At 46.8% G+C, this 19,599-nt stretch carries 16 protein-coding genes and 1 pseudogene; 8 read left to right on the forward strand and 9 right to left on the reverse strand.

Annotated elements, in window-relative coordinates:
* Positions 1-132: 132 nt before the first annotated feature.
* A pseudogene (locus RIB93_RS32790) lies at positions 133-729 on the reverse strand (RNA-guided endonuclease InsQ/TnpB family protein); the annotation flags it as partial.
* Between the two features lie 230 nt (positions 730-959).
* On the opposite strand from RIB93_RS32790, the gene tyrS reads away from it, so the two are divergent.
* Complete coding sequence (tyrS, locus tag RIB93_RS32795; RefSeq protein ID WP_446379563.1) at positions 960-2,147, forward strand: tyrosine--tRNA ligase; 1,188 nt, start codon at positions 960-962, stop codon at positions 2,145-2,147.
* A 739-nt stretch (positions 2,148-2,886) separates the two neighbouring features.
* The gene (gene pyrF, locus RIB93_RS32800) at positions 2,887-3,594 is read left to right on the forward strand and encodes an orotidine-5'-phosphate decarboxylase (protein WP_446379634.1); all 708 of its coding nucleotides are present in this window, start codon (positions 2,887-2,889) and stop codon (positions 3,592-3,594) included.
* Between the two features lie 39 nt (positions 3,595-3,633).
* Here pyrF and RIB93_RS32805 read toward each other — a convergent pair whose 3' ends face one another.
* The gene (locus RIB93_RS32805) at positions 3,634-4,038 is read right to left on the reverse strand and encodes a type II toxin-antitoxin system VapC family toxin (RefSeq protein ID WP_446379565.1); all 405 of its coding nucleotides are present in this window, start codon (positions 4,036-4,038) and stop codon (positions 3,634-3,636) included.
* Positions 4,035-4,262: an AbrB/MazE/SpoVT family DNA-binding domain-containing protein gene (locus RIB93_RS32810; protein ID WP_446345873.1), complete on the reverse strand. Its 228-nt coding sequence runs from the start codon at positions 4,260-4,262 to the stop codon at positions 4,035-4,037. The genes RIB93_RS32805 and RIB93_RS32810 overlap by 4 nt, the downstream gene beginning before the upstream one ends.
* A gap of 121 nt (positions 4,263-4,383) precedes the next feature.
* Between RIB93_RS32810 and RIB93_RS32815 the strand changes: the two genes are divergently transcribed.
* Positions 4,384-5,049 carry a hypothetical protein gene (locus RIB93_RS32815; RefSeq protein ID WP_446379567.1) on the forward strand — a complete coding sequence of 222 codons (666 nt, stop codon included), beginning with the start codon at positions 4,384-4,386 and terminating at the stop codon, positions 5,047-5,049.
* A gap of 110 nt (positions 5,050-5,159) precedes the next feature.
* Positions 5,160-5,948 carry an ion transporter gene (locus tag RIB93_RS32820; RefSeq protein WP_446379569.1) on the forward strand — a complete coding sequence of 263 codons (789 nt, stop codon included), beginning with the start codon at positions 5,160-5,162 and terminating at the stop codon, positions 5,946-5,948.
* 549 nt (positions 5,949-6,497) lie between these two features.
* Here RIB93_RS32820 and rsgA read toward each other — a convergent pair.
* The 5 genes from rsgA to grpE form a co-directional block, all read right to left on the reverse strand.
* The gene (rsgA, locus tag RIB93_RS32825) at positions 6,498-7,595 is read right to left on the reverse strand and encodes a small ribosomal subunit biogenesis GTPase RsgA (protein ID WP_446379571.1); all 1,098 of its coding nucleotides are present in this window, start codon (positions 7,593-7,595) and stop codon (positions 6,498-6,500) included.
* Positions 7,592-7,861, reverse strand: a complete 270-nt coding sequence (locus RIB93_RS32830; protein WP_446379573.1) for a sulfurtransferase TusA family protein — start codon at positions 7,859-7,861, stop codon at positions 7,592-7,594. The genes rsgA and RIB93_RS32830 overlap by 4 nt, the downstream gene beginning before the upstream one ends.
* Positions 7,858-8,988 carry a molecular chaperone DnaJ gene (dnaJ, locus tag RIB93_RS32835; protein ID WP_446379575.1) on the reverse strand — a complete coding sequence of 377 codons (1,131 nt, stop codon included), beginning with the start codon at positions 8,986-8,988 and terminating at the stop codon, positions 7,858-7,860. The genes RIB93_RS32830 and dnaJ overlap by 4 nt, the downstream gene beginning before the upstream one ends.
* Positions 8,989-9,158: 170 nt before the next feature.
* The gene (dnaK, locus tag RIB93_RS32840) at positions 9,159-11,129 is read right to left on the reverse strand and encodes a molecular chaperone DnaK (protein WP_446379577.1); all 1,971 of its coding nucleotides are present in this window, start codon (positions 11,127-11,129) and stop codon (positions 9,159-9,161) included.
* Between the two features lie 145 nt (positions 11,130-11,274).
* Entirely contained in the window at positions 11,275-12,024 is a 750-nt protein-coding gene (gene grpE / locus RIB93_RS32845; RefSeq protein WP_006102976.1) for a nucleotide exchange factor GrpE, read from the reverse strand.
* Between the two features lie 712 nt (positions 12,025-12,736).
* On the opposite strand from grpE, the gene RIB93_RS32850 reads away from it, so the two are divergent.
* The 4 genes from RIB93_RS32850 to RIB93_RS32865 all read left to right on the forward strand — a co-directional run bounded on the left by RIB93_RS32850 (position 12,737) and on the right by RIB93_RS32865 (position 18,153).
* Positions 12,737-14,734, forward strand: coding sequence for a GspE/PulE family protein (locus tag RIB93_RS32850; RefSeq protein WP_446379579.1), 1,998 nt, complete (start codon positions 12,737-12,739; stop codon positions 14,732-14,734).
* A 117-nt stretch (positions 14,735-14,851) separates the two neighbouring features.
* A complete protein-coding gene (locus tag RIB93_RS32855; RefSeq protein ID WP_446348308.1) occupies positions 14,852-15,982 on the forward strand; it encodes a type IV pilus twitching motility protein PilT in 1,131 nt (376 codons plus the stop codon).
* 91 nt (positions 15,983-16,073) lie between these two features.
* Entirely contained in the window at positions 16,074-17,294 is a 1,221-nt protein-coding gene (locus RIB93_RS32860; protein WP_446379581.1) for a type II secretion system F family protein, read from the forward strand.
* A gap of 274 nt (positions 17,295-17,568) precedes the next feature.
* A complete protein-coding gene (locus RIB93_RS32865) occupies positions 17,569-18,153 on the forward strand; it encodes a hypothetical protein (RefSeq protein WP_446379583.1) in 585 nt (194 codons plus the stop codon).
* A 65-nt stretch (positions 18,154-18,218) separates the two neighbouring features.
* Here RIB93_RS32865 and bioU read toward each other — a convergent pair whose 3' ends face one another.
* A complete protein-coding gene (gene bioU / locus RIB93_RS32870) occupies positions 18,219-19,235 on the reverse strand; it encodes a (S)-8-amino-7-oxononanoate synthase BioU (RefSeq protein WP_446379637.1) in 1,017 nt (338 codons plus the stop codon).
* Between the last annotated feature and the right edge of the window lie 364 nt (positions 19,236-19,599).

Here is a 19,599-nt window from a genome sequence, read left to right on the forward strand (position 1 = left end):
TAGTAGCCATTGATTCGACCTCTCAATGTTCGTCTTATTTTATATCACCTCAGTCAACTCTCTCCGGATAGAACCTTACCAATAAATGGGCAACAATGGGTAGATGTGTCAAGGGTTTTGGTTACAGTTACTCACCCCAATGGCGTGACCATGAGGTGAAGGATCTGGAATTTCCAGATCTGAGTACAGAGTAATTACTGCAAACCATCCCATTGCCTTTTTGACTACCCGTACTTGCCTAACCACAAATCCGTCAGGGATAGGTCGATGCAAGTTGATTTCCACTTTCCCTAATTTTGGCAGTTGGATGTGCCAACCTGTAACTGGGTTGGTCTTGAATTGTGGGAATAACATCGACTTCATTTGTCCCACTTTCTTGAAGCGGGGGAATCCATAACCCCTCTCCCTAAAGAAGTCCCAAGCATCATGTAACCTTCTAATGTTAGTCTGCAAGACTTGGGAGGGAACAGATTTGAGTCGTGGAAATTCCTTCTTAGCTTTAGGTAGATTGTTTTGTTGTTGGTGGTAGCTAGGAAAGGGATAATCGGCACTCATGATATACTCAAACTCCAAACTACACCTATCCATTGGACACTTGCGAGAAGCAATCCAGTCTTTGATTTCCCGCAACGCATAGTTGTAGGACACCCGCAATGTTTCCAACCACTCATCTAGAAGTTGGGCTTGTTGGTTATCAGGATATAGGCGGTAGGTGTGGTTTAGAATCATAGGTAGGTTCTACCACATTATCATTGAAGTGGTAAATGTCAATTTCGGGGATATTGAATCCCACTCAATTGACTTGGGGAATCCATGGTGTTGCTGAGCTTGTCGAAGCATCCCAACGCTAATCGTGGGACTTATCGCTCCCCAAACCCCTCAGCAGTTAAACATCTGCCATTCTCCTGCACGTTAATCCTGAAAGATTTCCCAGACGAATGTCAAACTCTTTAAACACAATGTCTCAGTCATTATCTTGGTTATACCGAGGTGTTAGTGACATTTTTCCCAACCAACCGGATTCTCAAGACCCGAGTGAGAACCTAGAGCAACGGATTCTCCAAACTGAGCATCCCTTGCGGATCAAGTTGGGAATTGACCCGACGGGGACAGATATCCACTTGGGTCATAGTATTCCTGTACGGAAATTACGGGCGTTTCAGGATGCGGGTCATACGGCTGTCCTAATTATTGGCGATTTTACCGCAAGAATCGGTGATCCAAGTGGTAAGTCGGAAGTCCGGAAGCATCTTTCTGACGAACAGGTGCAGCAAAATGCCCAAACCTACTTGGATCAGGTGCGTCCGATTTTAGATTTTGAAACACCAGGACGCCTGGAAATTCGCTATAACTCGGAATGGTTAAGTAAGTTGGATTTGGCAGAGATTCTCGATTTGTTAGCCACGATGACGGTGGGGCAGATGCTAGCGAAGGAGGGGTTTGCGGAACGATTTAAACAGGAAAACCCCATTTACCTACATGAGTTTCTCTACCCCTTGATGCAAGGGTATGATTCGGTGGCGGTTCAGGCGGATGTGGAGTTAGGCGGAACGGATCAAAAATTTAATATTGCGGTGGGGCGAGATTTACAACGGCATTTTGGTCAAACCCCCCAGTTTGGATTACTGCTGCCGATTTTAATTGGTACAGATGGCGTGCTGAAAATGTCGAAGTCGCTGAACAATTATGTGGGGTTGCGGGAGGCGGCTCAACCCATGTATCAGAAGCTGGAAGGGACGAAGGATAATCTGTTGGAGGAGTATTTTGAGCTACTCACTGACTTACCCTTAGCGGAACTCCCGGCAAATCCCCGCGATCGCCAACAACTCCTGGCTTGGACAATTGTTACCCAATATCATGGTCAAAAGGAAGCAGATGAGGCAAAAGGCGGGGGGGCTATCCCCGAATTTTCCCTCTCCCAAGTCGAGTTTCCCGCTAAGTTGTTTTATATTCTTAATGTCAGTGGGTTGTGCAGTAGTAGTGGCGAAGGGCGGCGACAGATTAAAGGTGGCGGTGTGAAACTAGAGGGCGATCGGATTACGGATGTAGACTGCTCCTTTGATTCCCCAGAGGCTTTAGAGGGCAAGGTTTTACAGGTAGGGAAAAAGAAATCGGTGCGGTTGACATCCTCAGCAGCTAGCGCATAACAGCAAAAGTTTTTGACCCGGGCGTGCAAGCAGGAGGAGCGGGGGAAGCTGGGATGTAGCGCAAATTGACAAATTTGTCAATTTAATCCGTGGAGCAAGTGGTATTATAAAGATAATCAGACTGTGTGTTCCAGAGGAGGTTCGCTCATGTCACCATTATTGCCGCTAATACTGCTATGGGTTTTTCTAGGAATGGCTTTTTTATCGAGCATTTATGCAGAAGGCAGAGCCATTACTTAGCGCTAAAAAACATAGAAAGAACAGCAAAAAGCATAGATCCAACTATCTTTGCTATACTGAGAAGAGAACGAACGTCCGAGGGAGTCGGATTCCTGTAAAGCGGTGCCTCGGAACTGAGTATCGTTCCTCAATAGTTTCGTACAAAACAGGCTATATGCCTGTGGGTCGGGAGAAGTCTTTTCCCTATTAGGGAGAGACACTTCACGCATATAACTACCAAAAAAGGGGAAAGAAATTTCTTTCCCCTTAAACTATCTATGGGTGTAAATTGTAGGGGCGGGTTTAGACGCTCCGGTCTACAACTCACCAATAACGGCTCAACAAAACCCGCCCTTATTCAATTGTAGGGACGGATTTAGCGATAACGACTCAACAAAACCTGCACTGATTGCTCAAAAGTGCTTCACCAAGGTGGTCAGAACGCCTTTTGAGATTGCATAAGTTGCGCGGTTAAATAAAAATGGGATAATCTGTGGCTACTTATCAACAAGCATTTTCCATGTCAGTAGCCGAGCGGATTATCGTCCCCTTAGATGTACCAACCGAAGCCCAAGCGATCGCCCTCGTGGAACAATTACCGCAGGTGAGGTTCTGGAAAGTCGGACTGGAACTATTTGTCAGCAGTGGACCCGCGATTCTTCAGATTCTCAAAGATCGGCAAAGACGGATATTTTTAGATCTCAAGTTTCACGATATTCCCAATACGGTAGCTGGGGCAACACGGGCGGCTGCTGGATACGGGGTAGATTTACTGACAATTCATGCAGTAGCAGGGCGTATGGCGCTCAAAGGAGCGGTAGCAGCAGCGAAGGAAGGAGCAGAAGCCGCCGCTTGTTCACCACCGAAGTTAATTGCTATTTCCCTACTCACCAGTTTGAACTCACGAGATTTAGCCTTTGATTTAAAAGTTCCGATTGAGTTACCTGAATACGCCCTACAGATGGCACTTTTGGCACAAGAAACCGGATTAAATGGTGCAGTTTGTTCGCCTCAAGAAGTGTCTCAGCTTCGCCAAATATGTGGGGATGACTTTCTCCTCGTTTGTCCCGGCGTCCGTCCCAGTTGGTCGGAACAGGGCGATCAACGGCGCTCGATGACACCAGCAGATGCTCTGAAAGCGGGCGCTGATTACCTGGTGATTGGACGTCCCATCACGGCTGCGCCTGACCCCGTTGCAGCTTGGCAAAGAATTTGCGACGAGTTATAGCGCTTTGCACTGATATCGTTATAATCATAAGCTAGATACCTATGGCGTAATGAGTTGAACGGATGGAAAATATGTACGATAACGATTGACATCACGGGTAAGCAGAGGCATATTTGCTATGACAGCATGGGCACCGATATAAAAGTCAGGAAGTGGCGATCGCCGTTCACCTCCATGTCGCCGATATGCCAAAAAGCTTTGTCCTGCTAGAAAAGCGGCTGAATAGGGTAGGGGATCTCGACGAAAAAAATCTTCTGGTAAAGCGTCTTCAACTTCTTGGGGTTGATTGAACCCAATCGATATTTCGGCGTAAATGATCGGATTAATCACTAAATCTCCCTGATTGGCGTAGTCAGTTAGCATTTGCGATGACCAGTCAAACCATTGAGTATCTTCGGTGAGAATATCCAAAATGACATTACTATCTACCAAAATTTCGCTCATCGGTTTTCGCGAGTTAGTTGCATAATGTCATTAGTTGTCAGTCGGTTAGTGGCTTTACCACGAATGGCAGTAATTATTTGTTTTCCTCGGCTAAAGCCTTGAGGCTTGCGAATGTGCAAGGTATTCCCTATTACTTCAAATTGAATTTCTGTCCCTGGTCGAAACCCAAGCTTGTTTTGAATGTCTGGAGGGATAGTAATTTTCCCGTCAGTGTCAATTTTCATGCTTTTTGTCCTTTTAACTAAAGTAGCCGAATTATTAATGAATTCCCTGATCGTTTAGCGATCGCACTATTCTATTTTTTGGGTCGAAATAGTTTCTTGGCAAAGTCTCTTGTAACTCCTTATGAGTCTTAAGTTGCTCCAATGCTTAACAATTGCCTGTTGGCTGGGATTTCAGATGGATGGTGGGACATTTAACACCGATTATATCCTCGGCTCACAAACGCTGAGAATGAAACCGACAAAGCCAAGAGTCCTCCCCTGTACCCCTGCGCTCCTGCACCCCTGTCCCCCTACACCCACACTTCTAGCTCAATCGGCGACTTGTCCGGCTGATCTAGAAACCTTAACCTCTTTGATGCTGCGGGATTTACCTAACTACGCGAATCGGGTGATTCAGCGATCGCGACCTGTAAATGAGGACATCGATATCGATCTATATATAATCGTGGCAGGGCGAGCGGAATTTCAACCCCTGACCCTTGGTCCGGGTTCCTATAATTCTGTGACGACTGCAAACGTAGAACCCCCACAGCAAGTGTTTTTCACCACTCTAGAACGCCAATATGTCCAGGGAGGTGTGATCGAACGAGAGAGTTTTCACTGGCTATTTTTAACCAATACCGATAGTGGATGGCGTTTGGCTCTGATGTTTACGCGCCTAGGTTCACCTTCACCAGAACGCCCACCCACGCCGCCACGAGAGAGTAGCAATGGTATTATGGGTCGAGCCGTGCAGCTCTGGTTGCGAGATTGTCGGGCGGACGCAATTCGAGCCTCATACAGATAGGGGTCTATCTTACAATTTAAGTTAGTGCTGAATCGGTTGGGTTTGATTGAGGGCATCTTGGTAAATACCTCAACTCCAGTCTTTAACTTTCCTTTGCTAGTGCCAGATTAATGCCCGATAATTTGCGACAAACGATTGCTCTTTACGTAGAAGATATTGAATCGCCTGTGGGTAGGCGGGTTAATTTGCTGATCATGGGGTTAATTCTCTTATCTTCAGCAATTTTTGTGTCAGAGACTTATCCCATACCCCCGCTGCTTCGCCTAAGTCTAGATATTCTTGACCGAATTATCTTAATTGTTTTTGTTGCCGAGTATTTACTACGATTTTGGGTTGCTGACTCTAAACTTAATTTCTTTTTTAGCCCTGTTTCGCTTATCGATCTAATCGCGATCGTGCCTTTCTTTATTGGCGTGACGGATATCCGATTTATTTTAATTTTCCGTTGGTTTCGGATCTTACGGTTAATTCGTTTCCTTACCTTTAAAATTTATATTTTTAGACTTAGCAATCAAGATGCCATTATCTTAGCTCGAATATTATTTACATTGTTCACCATAATATTTGTTTACTCAGGATTAATTTATCAAGTTGAACATGGAATAAATCCTCAAAAATTCAAGACATTTTTAGATGCCTTCTATTTCGCTGTAGTAACGATGACCACCGTTGGATTTGGTGACCTCACACCAATTTCAGAAGGGGGTCGATTACTAACAGTGCTGATGATTTTGACAGGCATTGCTCTGATTCCTTGGCAATTGGGCGATTTAGTCAAGCACTTACTTAAAACGGCTAACCAAGTGGAGAAAGTCTGTGGCGGGTGTGGTTTACCTTTTCATGATTCTGATGCTCAGTTTTGCAAAATTTGTGGGACTAAGTTAGGGACTGCTGAATAAGTAGATTGGTAAGGAAAGGGAAACACATAGACAGATCCCCGACTTCTTGGAGAAGTCGGGGAACTTCAGCTTAAGGCTGTACCTCATAAACCTGAAATCTGCTGTAAGCCATTCAGAGTTAAAGAAATATTCCATCTGTCTATAGATATAAATATTTAATTTAAACTTGAAACTTGGGGTAGACGCTATGAATAGAGAATTAGGATTAATATACGGAGGCTAGGCAGAGCATATAGCCCAAAAAAGTGACTTTTATCAACAATAAAGATAACTGATATGCTAAAAAATAATTTGAATAACTTTAAAAAATTACTTAGCCCTATGGGAGTTGCGTATACAAGTCTTTTCCTGACTTTTCCAGCATTAATATTCCTGGTCTCTTATTCTAGCCCTTCATCTAACTATCAAGAATATCCTCAGTATAACACTAACTTAATGGTACAATTACGGCAATTTTTGGCTCAAAATCACCCTGATCATACACCATCCAATAAAATTCTTCTTCCCGGTAAACTCTCAGTTGAGAATGAGTCAGAGGCAAATACTCAGTTATAAATCTTCCATTTCTTGATAGAGTTCCTCTAAATCCTGCTGTTGAGTTCGCCGAGAACGCCGCCGATATTTCTTGGTTTGTAACTTGGGTTCGTACTCAGTTTGTCCCTTTCCTTTTGTTTTTGCCTTGAGAGTTGACTCTGGATCAGCTTGTTGGTTCAACCGTTCTTGACGTGCGATCGCTTCGGCTAAGAACCCCAGATAATGATCATAGCGTTCCCAGTCTCCCTGTACCGCACAGTTAGGTTCATCGCGATGTAAGCAATCACTAAATTGACAACTGGCTAAGGCTAACCGTTGTCGCGCTTCGGGAAAATAATGAATTAAATCAGTGGGCGTACAATCCAAGTCAGGCTGATTAAATCCCGGCGTATCTGCCAATAAACCCCCTTGGGGTAACTCAAATAATTCCACATGGCGGGTGGTGTGGCGTCCCCGTCCTAATTTTCCGGTTACTTCTCCCACGCGCAGGTTAACGTCAGGGGCAAGTTGGTTAATTAAACTGGATTTTCCGACTCCAGACAATCCAGCTAAGACGGTAATTTTCTGGTTTAAGCGATCGCTAAGTTCGGCTAAACCGATATTATTGTAAACGCTGATAAATAGGGGTTGGTATCCCCAGGCGTTCAAACGCTGTTGCCACTGCTGTTGGGCTTCTGGGGTGACTAAATCACTTTTATTGAGACACAAACATACCCGGAAACCCGTCGATTCTGCCTTGACTAAAAAGCGACTCAGTTGATAGGCATCCAAGTTAGGTTCTGCTAAAGCAAAAACTAAGAGAATTTGTTCAGCATTGGCAACAGGAGGACGATCCAGTTGAGTAATCCTAGGAAGAACTTCTGCGATCGCACCTCGATTTCCTGTCCAGTCGGGTTCCTCGATGACCACGCGATCGCCCACCATCACCCGTTGACCAATTTTTTTCAATCGGGAACGACGGGTACATAATAGTGTAGAGACGTAGCATGCTACGTCTTCTTGATCACAATTAGACTCTAATCGAACCTGATAGAAATTCGCCTGAACTGCTAGAACTGTCCCCAATAAGGGGGCAGATAATTCATACGGTGGGATATCGACTACTTCGCTCATGCAGAAGCTTGCGGACGCCGTACTCTTAGGGCAAAGTAGTCTGTGTGATCTTCGAGTGCCTCAATCGGATACCCTGCCATCGTCAGACTATCGGGAACCTGTTCAATGGGTTCCCCTGGATCAAGCCAGACTTCTAATAAAGAACCGGGCGTCATTTGTTCTAGACGTAGCTTAGTCCGCACAAAGTTAATCGGACAAGGTGTTCCTCGCAAATCCAGTTGAGCATCAGGTGTCTGATTAATTGTCGATCCCGTGGGCTTACTCATCCGCGAAACAGTCCTCCCAAAAAGTCTTCTAGCCCTCCTTTACCCGTGCGATCGCCTTTAATTTTTGCCAGCTTCTCCAGCAACTCCCGTTCCTCCGCTGTGATTCGGCTGGGAATATCAATTTGAATCGTAATCAAATGATCACCCCGACTCACCGGATTCCCTAATTTTGGCACCCCATTATTTTCCAACGTTAATACCGTATTCGGTTGGGTTCCGGGGGGAATCTTCAACTCCACCGGACCATCAACAGTATTAACCTGGAGGCGACAGCCCAAAATAGCTTGTAAATAGCTAATTTTCAGATCCGACAGAACATTAATTCCATCCCGCTGAAATTCCGCATCTTCCTCAACAAAGAGGTAGACATATAAATCGCCTGGAGGACCCCCGCGTAATCCAGCATCTCCTTCTTTAGACACCCGTAGCCGAGTGCCATTATCCACACCGGGCGGAATCGTAATTTTTAGCTTTTTGGTTTCTTGTTTGCGACCTGCTCCCCCACAGGTTTCACACTTATCTTCAATCACCTGTCCTTCGCCGTTACAGGTTGGACAGACTGACACTTGCGTGAAACTGCCAAAGGGGGTACGAGTAGCGCGACGCACTTGTCCTGAGCCGCTACAGGTCGAACAGGTACGGGGTCGAGTTCCCGGTTTAGCCCCCGTACCGTTACAGGTATTACAGTTTTCCAGGTGAGGAATGCGAATTTCCTTTTCCCCACCGAATACAGCTTCCCGAAATTCTAGCTTCAAGTCTAGGCGTAGGTCATCCCCTCGCGTCGGTCCACCACGCCGACGTCCCGTTTGCTGACCCATACCCCCAGCAAAACCGCTGAAGAAGCTTTCAAAAATATCAGCAAAACCCATATCCCCAAAATCGGCATAGCCGGCTCCAGCACCAGCACCTGAGGATACACCCGCTTCGCCAAAGCGGTCGTATCGTGCCTTCATTTCGGGTTCGGAAAGGATTTCGTAAGCTCGATTAATTTCTTTAAATCGCTCTTCCGCTCCTTGTTCCTTGTTAACGTCGGGATGGTACTTTCGGGCAAGGCGACGGTAAGCCCGCTTTATTTCTTCTTTGTCAGCGTCGCGAGAGACGCCGAGAGTCTCATAGTAGTCAGGCATAGAGCAATGCGGGAGGGTTGGATTACGTTATGGAGGTGGGTTAATCGGGATAGTTTGTACAGAGAATCGGCTTTATCGCCACCGAGGGCTGATATCCGGATCACCTGCATGTCTATCCATTTTGGATAAAAAACCAGCGAATTACTACTTACATTTAGGTAGGCATTGCCTTAGTCAACTGTTTCATAGTCAGTATTATTTACTGTTTCATCATCAAAGTTCAGAATTAACTCTTCTTCTTCGGGTTCCGACTCAGAAGGTTCACTCACTTCTACAGGTGAGGCAAGTTCCTCCTCGCTTTCGCTAATCTCATCGGGTTCCAAATCGGGCGCACTCTCTTGGTAGACGGCTGCACCAATGGTAAACAGGGTTTGTTGGAAATCTTCCAGTTGCTGTTTAACGTCCTCCACTGCAATCGAGGGGTTTTTGAGTGCAGCTTGTAGCTGTTGCTTTTTCTTCTCTCCCTGCGCCTTCAAGTCCTCGCGTACCAAATCGGCATTGTCTTTTAGGGTCGATTCGTAACTGTAGAAGAGGCTTTCGGCTTGATTTTTCAGTTCCACCAGTTGCATCCGACGGCGGTCTTCTTCGGCAAATTGCTCGGCTTCTTGGCGCATCCGTTCCACTTCACCAGTATTTAATCCACCAGTGTTGGTAATCCGGATGCTTTGCTCTCGTCCTGTGCCTTTATCCGCCGCTGAGACGTTCAGAATTCCATTAACATCAATATCAAAGGATACCTCAATTTGAGGCACACCCCTGGGAGCCGGAGGAATGCCTGCCAGTAGAAACTTACCCAGGCTCTTGTTATCACGAGCCATCGCTCGTTCACCCTGGAGGACGTGAATTTCCACAGAAGTTTGTCCGTCCGTCGCCGTGGAAAAGATTTGCGATTTACTGGTGGGGATCGTGGTGTTACGCTCGATAATTTTGGTGAAAACTTCGCCTAAGGTTTCAATCCCCAGTGACAATGGAGTTACATCCAGTAGCAACAAGTCTTCAACTTCACCGCCCAAGACACCCCCTTGAATGGCTGCACCTAGGGCAACCGCTTCATCGGGGTTGACCGATTTATCGGGTTGGCGACCGCCGAAAAACTTACTAATCGCTTTCTGGACGGCGGGGATGCGAGTCGAACCCCCGACCAGCAGAATCCGGTCAATATCATCAGGCTTAAGTTCGCAATCTTTGAGCGACTGTTTTACGGGTTCAACTGTGCCTTTGATTAAGTCACTCGCCAGTTCTTCAAACTTCGCTCGCGACAATTCCATCTCTAGATGTTTAGGACCTGTTTCATCTGCGGTAATAAACGGCAGGTTGATCGAGGTGTTCAACATGCTAGAGAGTTCAATTTTTGCCTTTTCTGCGGCTTCTCGCAAACGCTGTAGCGCCATTTTATCTGCGCCGATGTCGATGCCTTCTTGTTCCTTGAACTCCTGAATCATCCAGCGCACGATTACGTTATCGAAGTCATCTCCCCCTAAATGGTTGTTGCCAGACGTGGCTTTGACTTCAAATACGCCGTCGCCCAGTTGCATCACCGAGACATCAAACGTACCGCCGCCTAAGTCAAAGACGAGAACTTGGTGTTCTTCGTCTTGCTTGTCCAGCCCATACGCCAATGCTGCGGCGGTTGGTTCGTTGATGATCCGCAGCACTTCTAAACCGGCGATGGTGCCGGAATCTTTGGTCGCTTGCCGTTGAGCATCGGTAAAATAGGCAGGGACTGTAATCACCGCTTGTTCTACGGGTTCACCGAGAAAGTTTTCGGCATCCGCTTTCAGCTTTTGCAGGATCATGGCAGAGATTTCCTGCGGGGTATATTGATGGGAGCGGATCTGGACATCAACCGTATCGTCGCGACCCTTAACACAGTTATAGGGAACTCGCGATCGCTCCTCTACCGTGTCCTCCCATCGACGACCAATAAACCGTTTAATACTATGGACAGTATTTTCTGCATTGGGAACTGCCTGACGCTTCGCTAGTTGACCAACCAAGCGCTCATTCGATTTACCAAATCCCACAATACTCGGTGTGGTTCGTCCGCCTTCCGTACTGGAAATGACGAGGGGCTTACCTCCTTCGAGGACAGCCACGCAACTATTTGTTGTGCCCAGGTCGATGCCAATGACTTTTCCCATAGCGCTTCGGCCTATCTGATCGGTAAGGTTTTCTTTTTAAGGTGATAATCTGTGGCTACAGAACTCACCTGACGTGCGCTCAACCGTTGTTTGGGGTTGATTGTTTTAGAGATGGACACCCAAGGGGGGAGTATCCCCGTGCCGCTTAACTTTCTGGTTCTGTCGAGGTGTCTTCCTCTGAGGTTACCACGGGCTCTGGAGCCGCAGCAACTTTAACCATGGCATGACGCAATACGCGATCGCCCAAGAAATAGCCACGCATCAGTTGTTCGATGACGATTCCTTCGTCATATTCCTCACTCGGCTGTCGCATCACTGCTTCATGGAAATTGGGATCAAACTCTGTTCCTTCCGGACGCATCGGCGAAACCCCAAGACGTTTGAAGGATTCCACCAGTTGTTTGTAGATCCCCTGATAACTCTTATGCACCGCCATCTCCCCATCATTTTGAGGTTTGATTTGCGATCGCGCCCGCTCAAAGTTATCGACCACGGATAATAACTCGCCCAGAGTATTACGCTTTACTTGATGGTCTAAATCTTCTTTTTCTTTAGCCGTCCGCTTGCGGAAGTTATCAAAATCGGCAGCCATCCGCATCGATTGGGTTTTAAAGGCTTCAAATTGCTGATTAACTTCCTCCAGTTGAGCTTTGAGGAGTTCATTTTCCTGCTGCAAGGTTTCGATAACCGCGACATCCTCCTGCTGACCGGGCAATCCGGCAGAGTCCGATTCCGCAGACTCACTCTCCACGCCTTGTCCGGCCGAAGTTTCTGCCGCTTCCGTTGTCACTTCAGCGGTTGCCGCTTCTGCCGTTGATGGTGACTCGACATCGGGTTGTGTGCCAACCTCCTCCTCAGAAGTTGCCTCATTTAAATCGGGGTTATCTGAATTCACGGCCTTCTGCTCATCTGTTTGTTGCAACGTAGTATTTGGTTGTTTGTCTTCGTCACTCATAATTCACTCGCACTAAAAACTCAATCAATCTCCTGCTCCTTCAAGGGATGGCAACATTTACCTTGCCCAGATTAACGGCAAGATTTTGGGTAGGCTAAAGTCCCAGGCATCAAGTCCGGATTGCTACCTCCTCAAATCCTAGTACATACTGGGGAAAATTGTCTGTTGTTAATGCGTCTATTGATTCAATCACAGCTAAACAGGAGTTCTCGCCGTAGAGACATAGCCTGTTACGTTGAGGATTTGGGGGCGGAGGCACTCTAGGAGTCCGAGGAAACGGTTAAGATAAAACTTGAGGCGGTATCCCCATCTATAATAAGGAATAGAGTATTCTATCAGGGTTATAGAGGACTAATTTTGAATTCAGTCAGAATTCTATCACATTTAGATTATCTGAAGACTTGCATTTCACCCTTGCCAGGATATTGGTAACTCCAGCATGTTGGCATCCAACCTTATTCACGCCTCAAAGTGTTTCCCAGCATGGGTACTCTGATCCAAACCCAGTGAGCAGGGAGCCATTCTGAGAGCCGTCAAGCCCTTTTATTCAAATTGGCGGCAAGGCAATGGGGTTACCGTTGTCGCTTCCTCCAGTACGACAAACGCTAAAACTTTTAGGAATTCTGTAATCAAGGAGATAGTCTCACCCACTATGACTCAATCCCCATCATCATCAGCAAGACGTGCCCTTGTTGTCAAAAACGATTTTTCGCCCTTTGGAAATAAACTCGTTCAATCGGGTTATGTTGATGACTCTCAAATGCGGCAGGCATTGGCGGAAAGCCGTAAGTCAGGACGACCTCTGACCGATGTCGTTGAATCAATTACCGGGCATCAGTTGCCACCCGACTTAGTGCGCCAGTACAAGAAACAGCAACTGTTTGAACTCAAAATACTTTACGGTGTTGAATCTCTTGATCCGGAACTTGGTGATATTTCTGGTCACCAAGTCAAGGAACTCATCGAAAGCCTAATTCCCATTGATATCTGTAGTCGCTATCGCTTAGTGCCTTTATCCAGGAATGACACACAGCCGCCATCGGTTCTGGTGGCAATGGTTGACCCGGATAATCTCGATGCCCAAGATGATCTAAACCGGATTCTGCGCCCTCAAGGCGTTGGGCTACGACGGATGGTGATTACCCAGGAAGACTATCAGCATCTGATTAATCAATATCGGGATCACAAACTGGCACAGGAGAAGGAACAGGAAGCTGCCAAGCAGACAAACATCAGTCAGGATCTTGATAATTTAACCCTGTCTGATGCACCAGAGGAAACGACGGAAGAAGACATATCGAAAGTCGCGGGTGATGCCGGTGGTGCCCCGGTAATTAACTTGGTGAATAAAATCCTCGCCAAAGCCCTACAAGAAGACGTTTCTGACATTCACATCGAACCCCAAGAAGAATACTTGCGGGTTCGCTTCCGCAAAGACGGCGTACTGCGGCAAGCCTTCGAGCCCTTACCTAAAACAATCAAAAATGCCGTTGCTGCTCGCTTCAAAATTATGTCAGATTTGGACATCGCTGAACGCCGATTACCCCAAGATGGCAGAATTCGCCGTATGTTCCAAGGGCGCAAGGTTGACTTCCGAGTCAGTACCCTACCCAGCCGTTATGGTGAGAAGATTGTCCTGCGGATTTTGGATAACTCTAGCACCCAACTCGGTTTGGATATTTTGATCACTGACCCAGAAAGCTTAGAAATGGTCAGGGAAATGACAGCACGACCCTTTGGGCTGATCTTGGTCACGGGTCCGACGGGTTCCGGGAAATCCACAACCCTCTATTCTATGCTGGCTGAGCGCAATGACCCAGGTGTCAATATCAGTACCGCAGAAGATCCGATTGAATATTCCTTACCTGGTATTACCCAGGTACAGGTACTGCGAGAAAAAAACATGGACTTTGCCTCGATTCTACGCTCATTTCTACGCCAAGACCCGGATGTAATTCTGGTGGGTGAGACGCGAGATAAGGAAACGGCAAAAACCGCGATTGAAGCGGCGCTCACTGGACACTTAGTCTTAACCACGCTCCATACCAACGACGCGGCTGGCGCTATCCCCCGCCTGGATGAAATGGGAGTCGAACCATTCATGGTGTCGGGTGCGCTTCTGGGAGTTTTAGCCCAGCGCCTGATGCGGAAGGTTTGTACTGAATGTCGCACACCTTACCAACCTACTGCTGCTGAACTGGCTCGATTTGGTTTAGCCGCTTCCAGCGAAGGGGAAGTCACCTTCTATAAAGCCAATACCCTACAACCCGAAGAAATTACCGACGCTCGCTCCAAAGGAACACTCTGTCAAAAATGTAATGGGGTCGGGTATAAAGGACGAGTGGGCGTTTATGAAGTCATGCGGAACACCGAACGACTGCAACTCCTAATCAATGAAGGAGCGCCTACTGAACGGATCAAAGAAGCAGCAGTTGAAGAAGGGATGAAAACCCTATTATCCTACAGTTTAAACCTGGTGCAGGATGGTCATACAACATTGGAAGAAGTTGAACGAGTCACGTTTACTGATTCCGGTCTTGAGGCAGAAATGAAAGCCAAACGTAAGCAATCCCTCTCCTGTAGCACTTGCGGCGCTGGGTTAGAACAGGAGTGGTTAGACTGTCCGTACTGTATGACCCCACGTTTTTGAGACTAAAAGCTGGGACTATTCATCAATTGTTGTTGGCTTCAACCCCCAACAACAATTGATTAGGTAACGAACACTGACAATTAACAACTAATTCTTATTGGAGACAACGCCATGCCAATGGATTTAATGATTGAAGACTTGATGGAGCAGCTCGTTGAAATGGGTGGCTCAGATATGCATATTCAAGCTGGGGCACCGGTCTATTTCCGCATTAGTGGCAAACTCCAACCCTTTGGTGAAGATCCCCTGAATCCCCAAGAATGTCAGAAGCTGATTTTCAGTATGCTCAATAATAGCCAGCGCAAAGAATTAGAGCAGAACTGGGAATTGGATTGCTCTTATGGCGTTAAGGGATTGGCTCGCTTCCGGGTCAATGTTTATAAGGAGCGTGGCTACTACGCCGCTTGCTTGCGAGCGTTGTCCTCCAAGATTCCTAACTTTGATATGTTAGGTCTACCGGATATTGTGCGGGAAATGAGCGAACGTCCTCGGGGATTAGTACTGGTAACAGGACCCACGGGTTCAGGAAAAACCACCACACTGGCGGCAATGATTGATTTAATTAATCGCACCCGACCCGAACATATTCTCACCGTCGAAGACCCGGTGGAATACGTTTTTCCCAACATTAAAAGCTTAGTTCACCAACGTCAAAAAGGTGAAGATACCAAAAGCTTTGCGAATGCGCTCAAAGCCGCCTTACGGGAAGACCCGGATGTAATTCTAGTCGGCGAGATGCGGGACTTGGAAACCATTTCACTGGCGATTTCAGCCGCAGAAACAGGTCACTTGGTCATGGGAACCTTGCACACCAGTTCCGCCTCTCAAACCGTGAACCGGATGCTGGACGTGTTTCCTCCTGAACAACAAGCTCAAGTCCAAGCTCAACTATCCAACTCCTTGGTCGCCGTCTTCAGTCAAACCTTGGTTCCCAAGAAAAACCCGAAACCTGGTGAGTTTGGTCGGGCAATGGCACAGGAAATTATGATTGTCACCCCCGCTATCTCTAACTTGATCCGTGAAGGAAAAGTGTCCCAAATGTATTCCGCCATCCAAACCGGGATGAAAATGGGCATGATCACCATGGAACAGACATTGGCAAATTTAGTCAAACAAGGAACGATTTCCTTTGAAACAGCCGTGTCCAAGAGTTCTAAACCTGACGAATTGCAGCGTATTCTCGGCGGTGCTGCTGGAATGGCTGGTGCTGGTGCCAAAGGCGGCAAAGTTGGTGCTAAGACTCGTTAAGTTATCGGGGTTAGTTCTCTCGTGAACTGGAAAAAATATCACCGGACAACTAACCCTTTCCTTCAACCCTTTTTTCATTCAGACGCAAGCTATGCCTACCTTCATTGCTGAGGTTCGGGATTCCAAAGGAAATGCCAAAAAAGAGAAAGTTAAAGCTCTTTCTACGGATCAAGCCCGTGCCCACTTTCAAAATCAATATCCTAGTGTTGGCAGTATTCAGAAAGCGTTTAGCCTGGAAGACCTAAATTTAGACGCACTCCAGGAAAAAATGACGAGCGTCAGTGTCAAAGACCGAGCCGTTTTTTCCCGGCAATTTGCGGTAATGGTTAATGCTGGAGTCGCCATCGTGCGTTGTCTGGGTATCTTATCGGAACAATGTGACAATCCTAAGCTGAAAAAATCACTGACAGTAATCAGTAGTGAAGTTCAGCAGGGAACCAGTCTCTCAGATGCCATGCGTGAACATCCCGCCTGTTTCGACCAACTCTATGTCAGTATGGTGCAAGCAGGGGAGGTTGGGGGTGTCCTAGATGAAGTTCTCAACCGATTAGCCAAGCTGCTCGAAGATATGGCGCGGCTGCAAAACCAGATTAAGTCGGCAATGACTTATCCTCTGGTGGTTGGTGGCTTTGCTGTACTGGTGTTTTTGGGAATGACCATTTTTCTCATCCCTATCTTTGCCGGGATTTTTGAAGAAATCGGCGGAACATTACCAGCCCTGACTGCCTTTATGCTCTGGTTGAGTGGTGTTCTCAGAAGCTGGTACGCTCTGATTCCAGTTGGGGTGATCATCGTTACCACATTTGCCATCAAGCAGTACTACAAAACCCCACCCGGTCGCCTGCAAATCGATGCACTCCTATTGAAAGTACCTCTGTTTGGTGAACTGAATGAAAAATCATCAGTCGCCCGGTTTTGCCGCGTCTTCGGTACGTTAACTCGTTCGGGAGTTCCCATTCTTAATGCGTTAGATATTGTTCGGGATACCTCAGGAAACCAAGTGATTGCTAACGCGGTGGAAGCTACCAAGCAGGAAATTCAGCAAGGGGGTTTGATCAGTGTTGCCATGCAAAATGAGCAAGTTTTCCCCGGTCTAGCTATTCAGATGATTAGTGTTGGTGAAGAAACTGGGGAATTGGATTCGATGCTGATGAAGGTTGCCGATTTCTATGAAGATGAAGTTGAGCAAACGGTAAAAGCTTTGACCAGTATTTTAGAGCCTGTGATGATTATTGTCATCGGGGGAATGGTTGGTACAATTCTGGTCTCTATGTATCTGCCCATGTTTAAAGTGTTTGAAACCTTGGGTTAAATTGGTCAGCATTTCCCGGATATGGGGCGTCCATGCCTACAACCGTTTGATGGTAGAGGATTTGCCGTGTTGATTCAGCTAATCGTACAGCATGAGGGAAAAAACTTATCCTTCACGCATTACTGAAACGCCGATAAGGAAAGCATTTTGAATGCGTGAATTCCCAGGGAACGGTACTAACAACCTGAGCAACCTCTACTGATTCTCCACTACGGTTCATGAATAGTATTTAAACTAGTCCATAAGACGTTAGTAAATCGCCACTTATTTAAAAATGCCAGTTAAATCCTCTAATTACGAAACAAGTTTAGCCGAATATAGCCACCATGAGGGGGCGTTGGCGCTTCTGAAGCAATATCGACCTTACTTGGAAATGATTCCGAGTATGCGCCGCCCCTCAGAAAGTGTGATCACGATTCCTCTACCGATTGTGCGCCTACGCCATCTCCAATCATCAACAGGACATTCTAATCTAAACAGCTTGAATGGAACGGTTGGCTTACCTTGTGATGTTGCCATGTTGATGTGTGACCCGGAATGGAAAATAAAAATGGGGGTGGAAATTATCATTTTCATTCATCGCCCTCATGAAGATTTTTCAGATTTATTGAGTCGCTGGCGTCAGACGCAAGTGTTGCTTGATAAAGATTATGAGTGGTTGATGCCTCCTCGCCATCAACATGTTCTCAGTGAAGGCGTTGACCGGATTTATCCCTTATTTGTAATCTTCCCGGAAACACCCCAACGGATTCAACAGGGGTTATCGGGTGCTTGTTTACCGTTTGTCATGCAAAGTCCAGATTATGTGACGGAAGAGGAAAAATCAGAAAGCTTCTCTACTGAACGTCCACCTGCTTAGGGATGTAGAGACGTAGCATGCTACGTCTCTACATTCGGTCTTCCCCAATCCCCAATCGCCATAGACTATCGAACAAAATGCGGCATCACTTCAGCCGCCGTCAATAGCCCGTAAATACCTCGTTGATGTAGTGATATCCCGGTCTTCAGGTAGCCAAAGGCTGGACCACAGACATTAGCCGCCATACTGGTTTCATCACCAAGGGTAAAGGTATGGGTTGAGGTTTTCCCCTCAAAGGTGCGTCCGGTTATTTGAACATTTGTGCTTAAGGGTTTTTTGGGATTGCGGGTATCAACAATGCCGCCGACAGTGACGCGATCGCGCGAACATATCCCAGCTAATTCCAACATGATATCATCGGCATGTTCCATATTCTCTAAGGTGAGGATGCCGTTGGTTTGATCCAGAAGCGCTTCCACATCGGCATCGCTCATTTGTTGTGCCTGTTCCACATCGTAGCCCGGAAGGTGGGCAATATCTTCTCGAATCGTGGCGCGATAAGCTTCCCAATTGGCAATACCGACACCAAAGGTAATTTTAACGCTGTGTATTTCAGCATAGCTTTGAGCCGCGATCGCAGCCGCAGCCGTTAACAGTCCTGGTGTAGCACCACATCCCGCCATGTAGGTGATTCCCGCCTCTTGGAGTTCGTCTTTCATGGCGAGTAACTGTTCTACCGCACTGGTGCGCTTCAGGGCGTCTACCAGTACTCCACGCCACCCCGATTGGATAAACTGACGGGCAACCGATGCCATAAACGTATTCGGCAAATTGGGTAGGGCGAGGAAATAGCCATCTACTGCTGCGTTTTCGATTAAGTCGGCAATCGTGTTGTGGCTGAGAGTGCCGGAGGGTTCGAGATACCCCAGTGACCCTTGATTATGATACATTGCGATCGCGCGATCGCAATCTAATCCAGTCCCATTATATGCCCAGCCTTGTTTATCAGCAGCAGCAACCCAAATCATTTCCTGTTTACCAGCCAGCACTCTAGCCGCCGCTTGTCCTAATCCGCCAAAGCCTAAAATCCCGACTCGAATGGGTTTGTTTATGGTATGGTCCATCAAATTCATCAGTTGCATCTCACTCAACAACCTTCCATTATCTCCCCCATCTTCCCCATCTATGAAATAGGGTTTGGAGACCAAACCCCTACAACTCCCATCTTCCCCATCTCCTGATAACTGGTAACTGATAACTGGCAACTGGTAACTGGTAACTGGTAACTGATAACTTCCCCAACGCTCCTGGCGCTTGACTGGGAAGGCAAGATACGCGAAACTTAACAGAAGGTTAGTGTATGATACTAATCAAGTATTAATTTCTGTTACGGTTTAATTCGCTATGATGCGAATAATAACGATAGACTGCTCAACTGGCGAGATAGCTGGTTGTGTACACTCAGAGGCTGTCGCTTAATTGGTGTTACAGCCCAGAACCGGAGGA

The organism is Coleofasciculus sp. D1-CHI-01 (assembly GCF_040218875.1).
Classification (GTDB): domain Bacteria; phylum Cyanobacteriota; class Cyanobacteriia; order Cyanobacteriales; family Coleofasciculaceae; genus Coleofasciculus.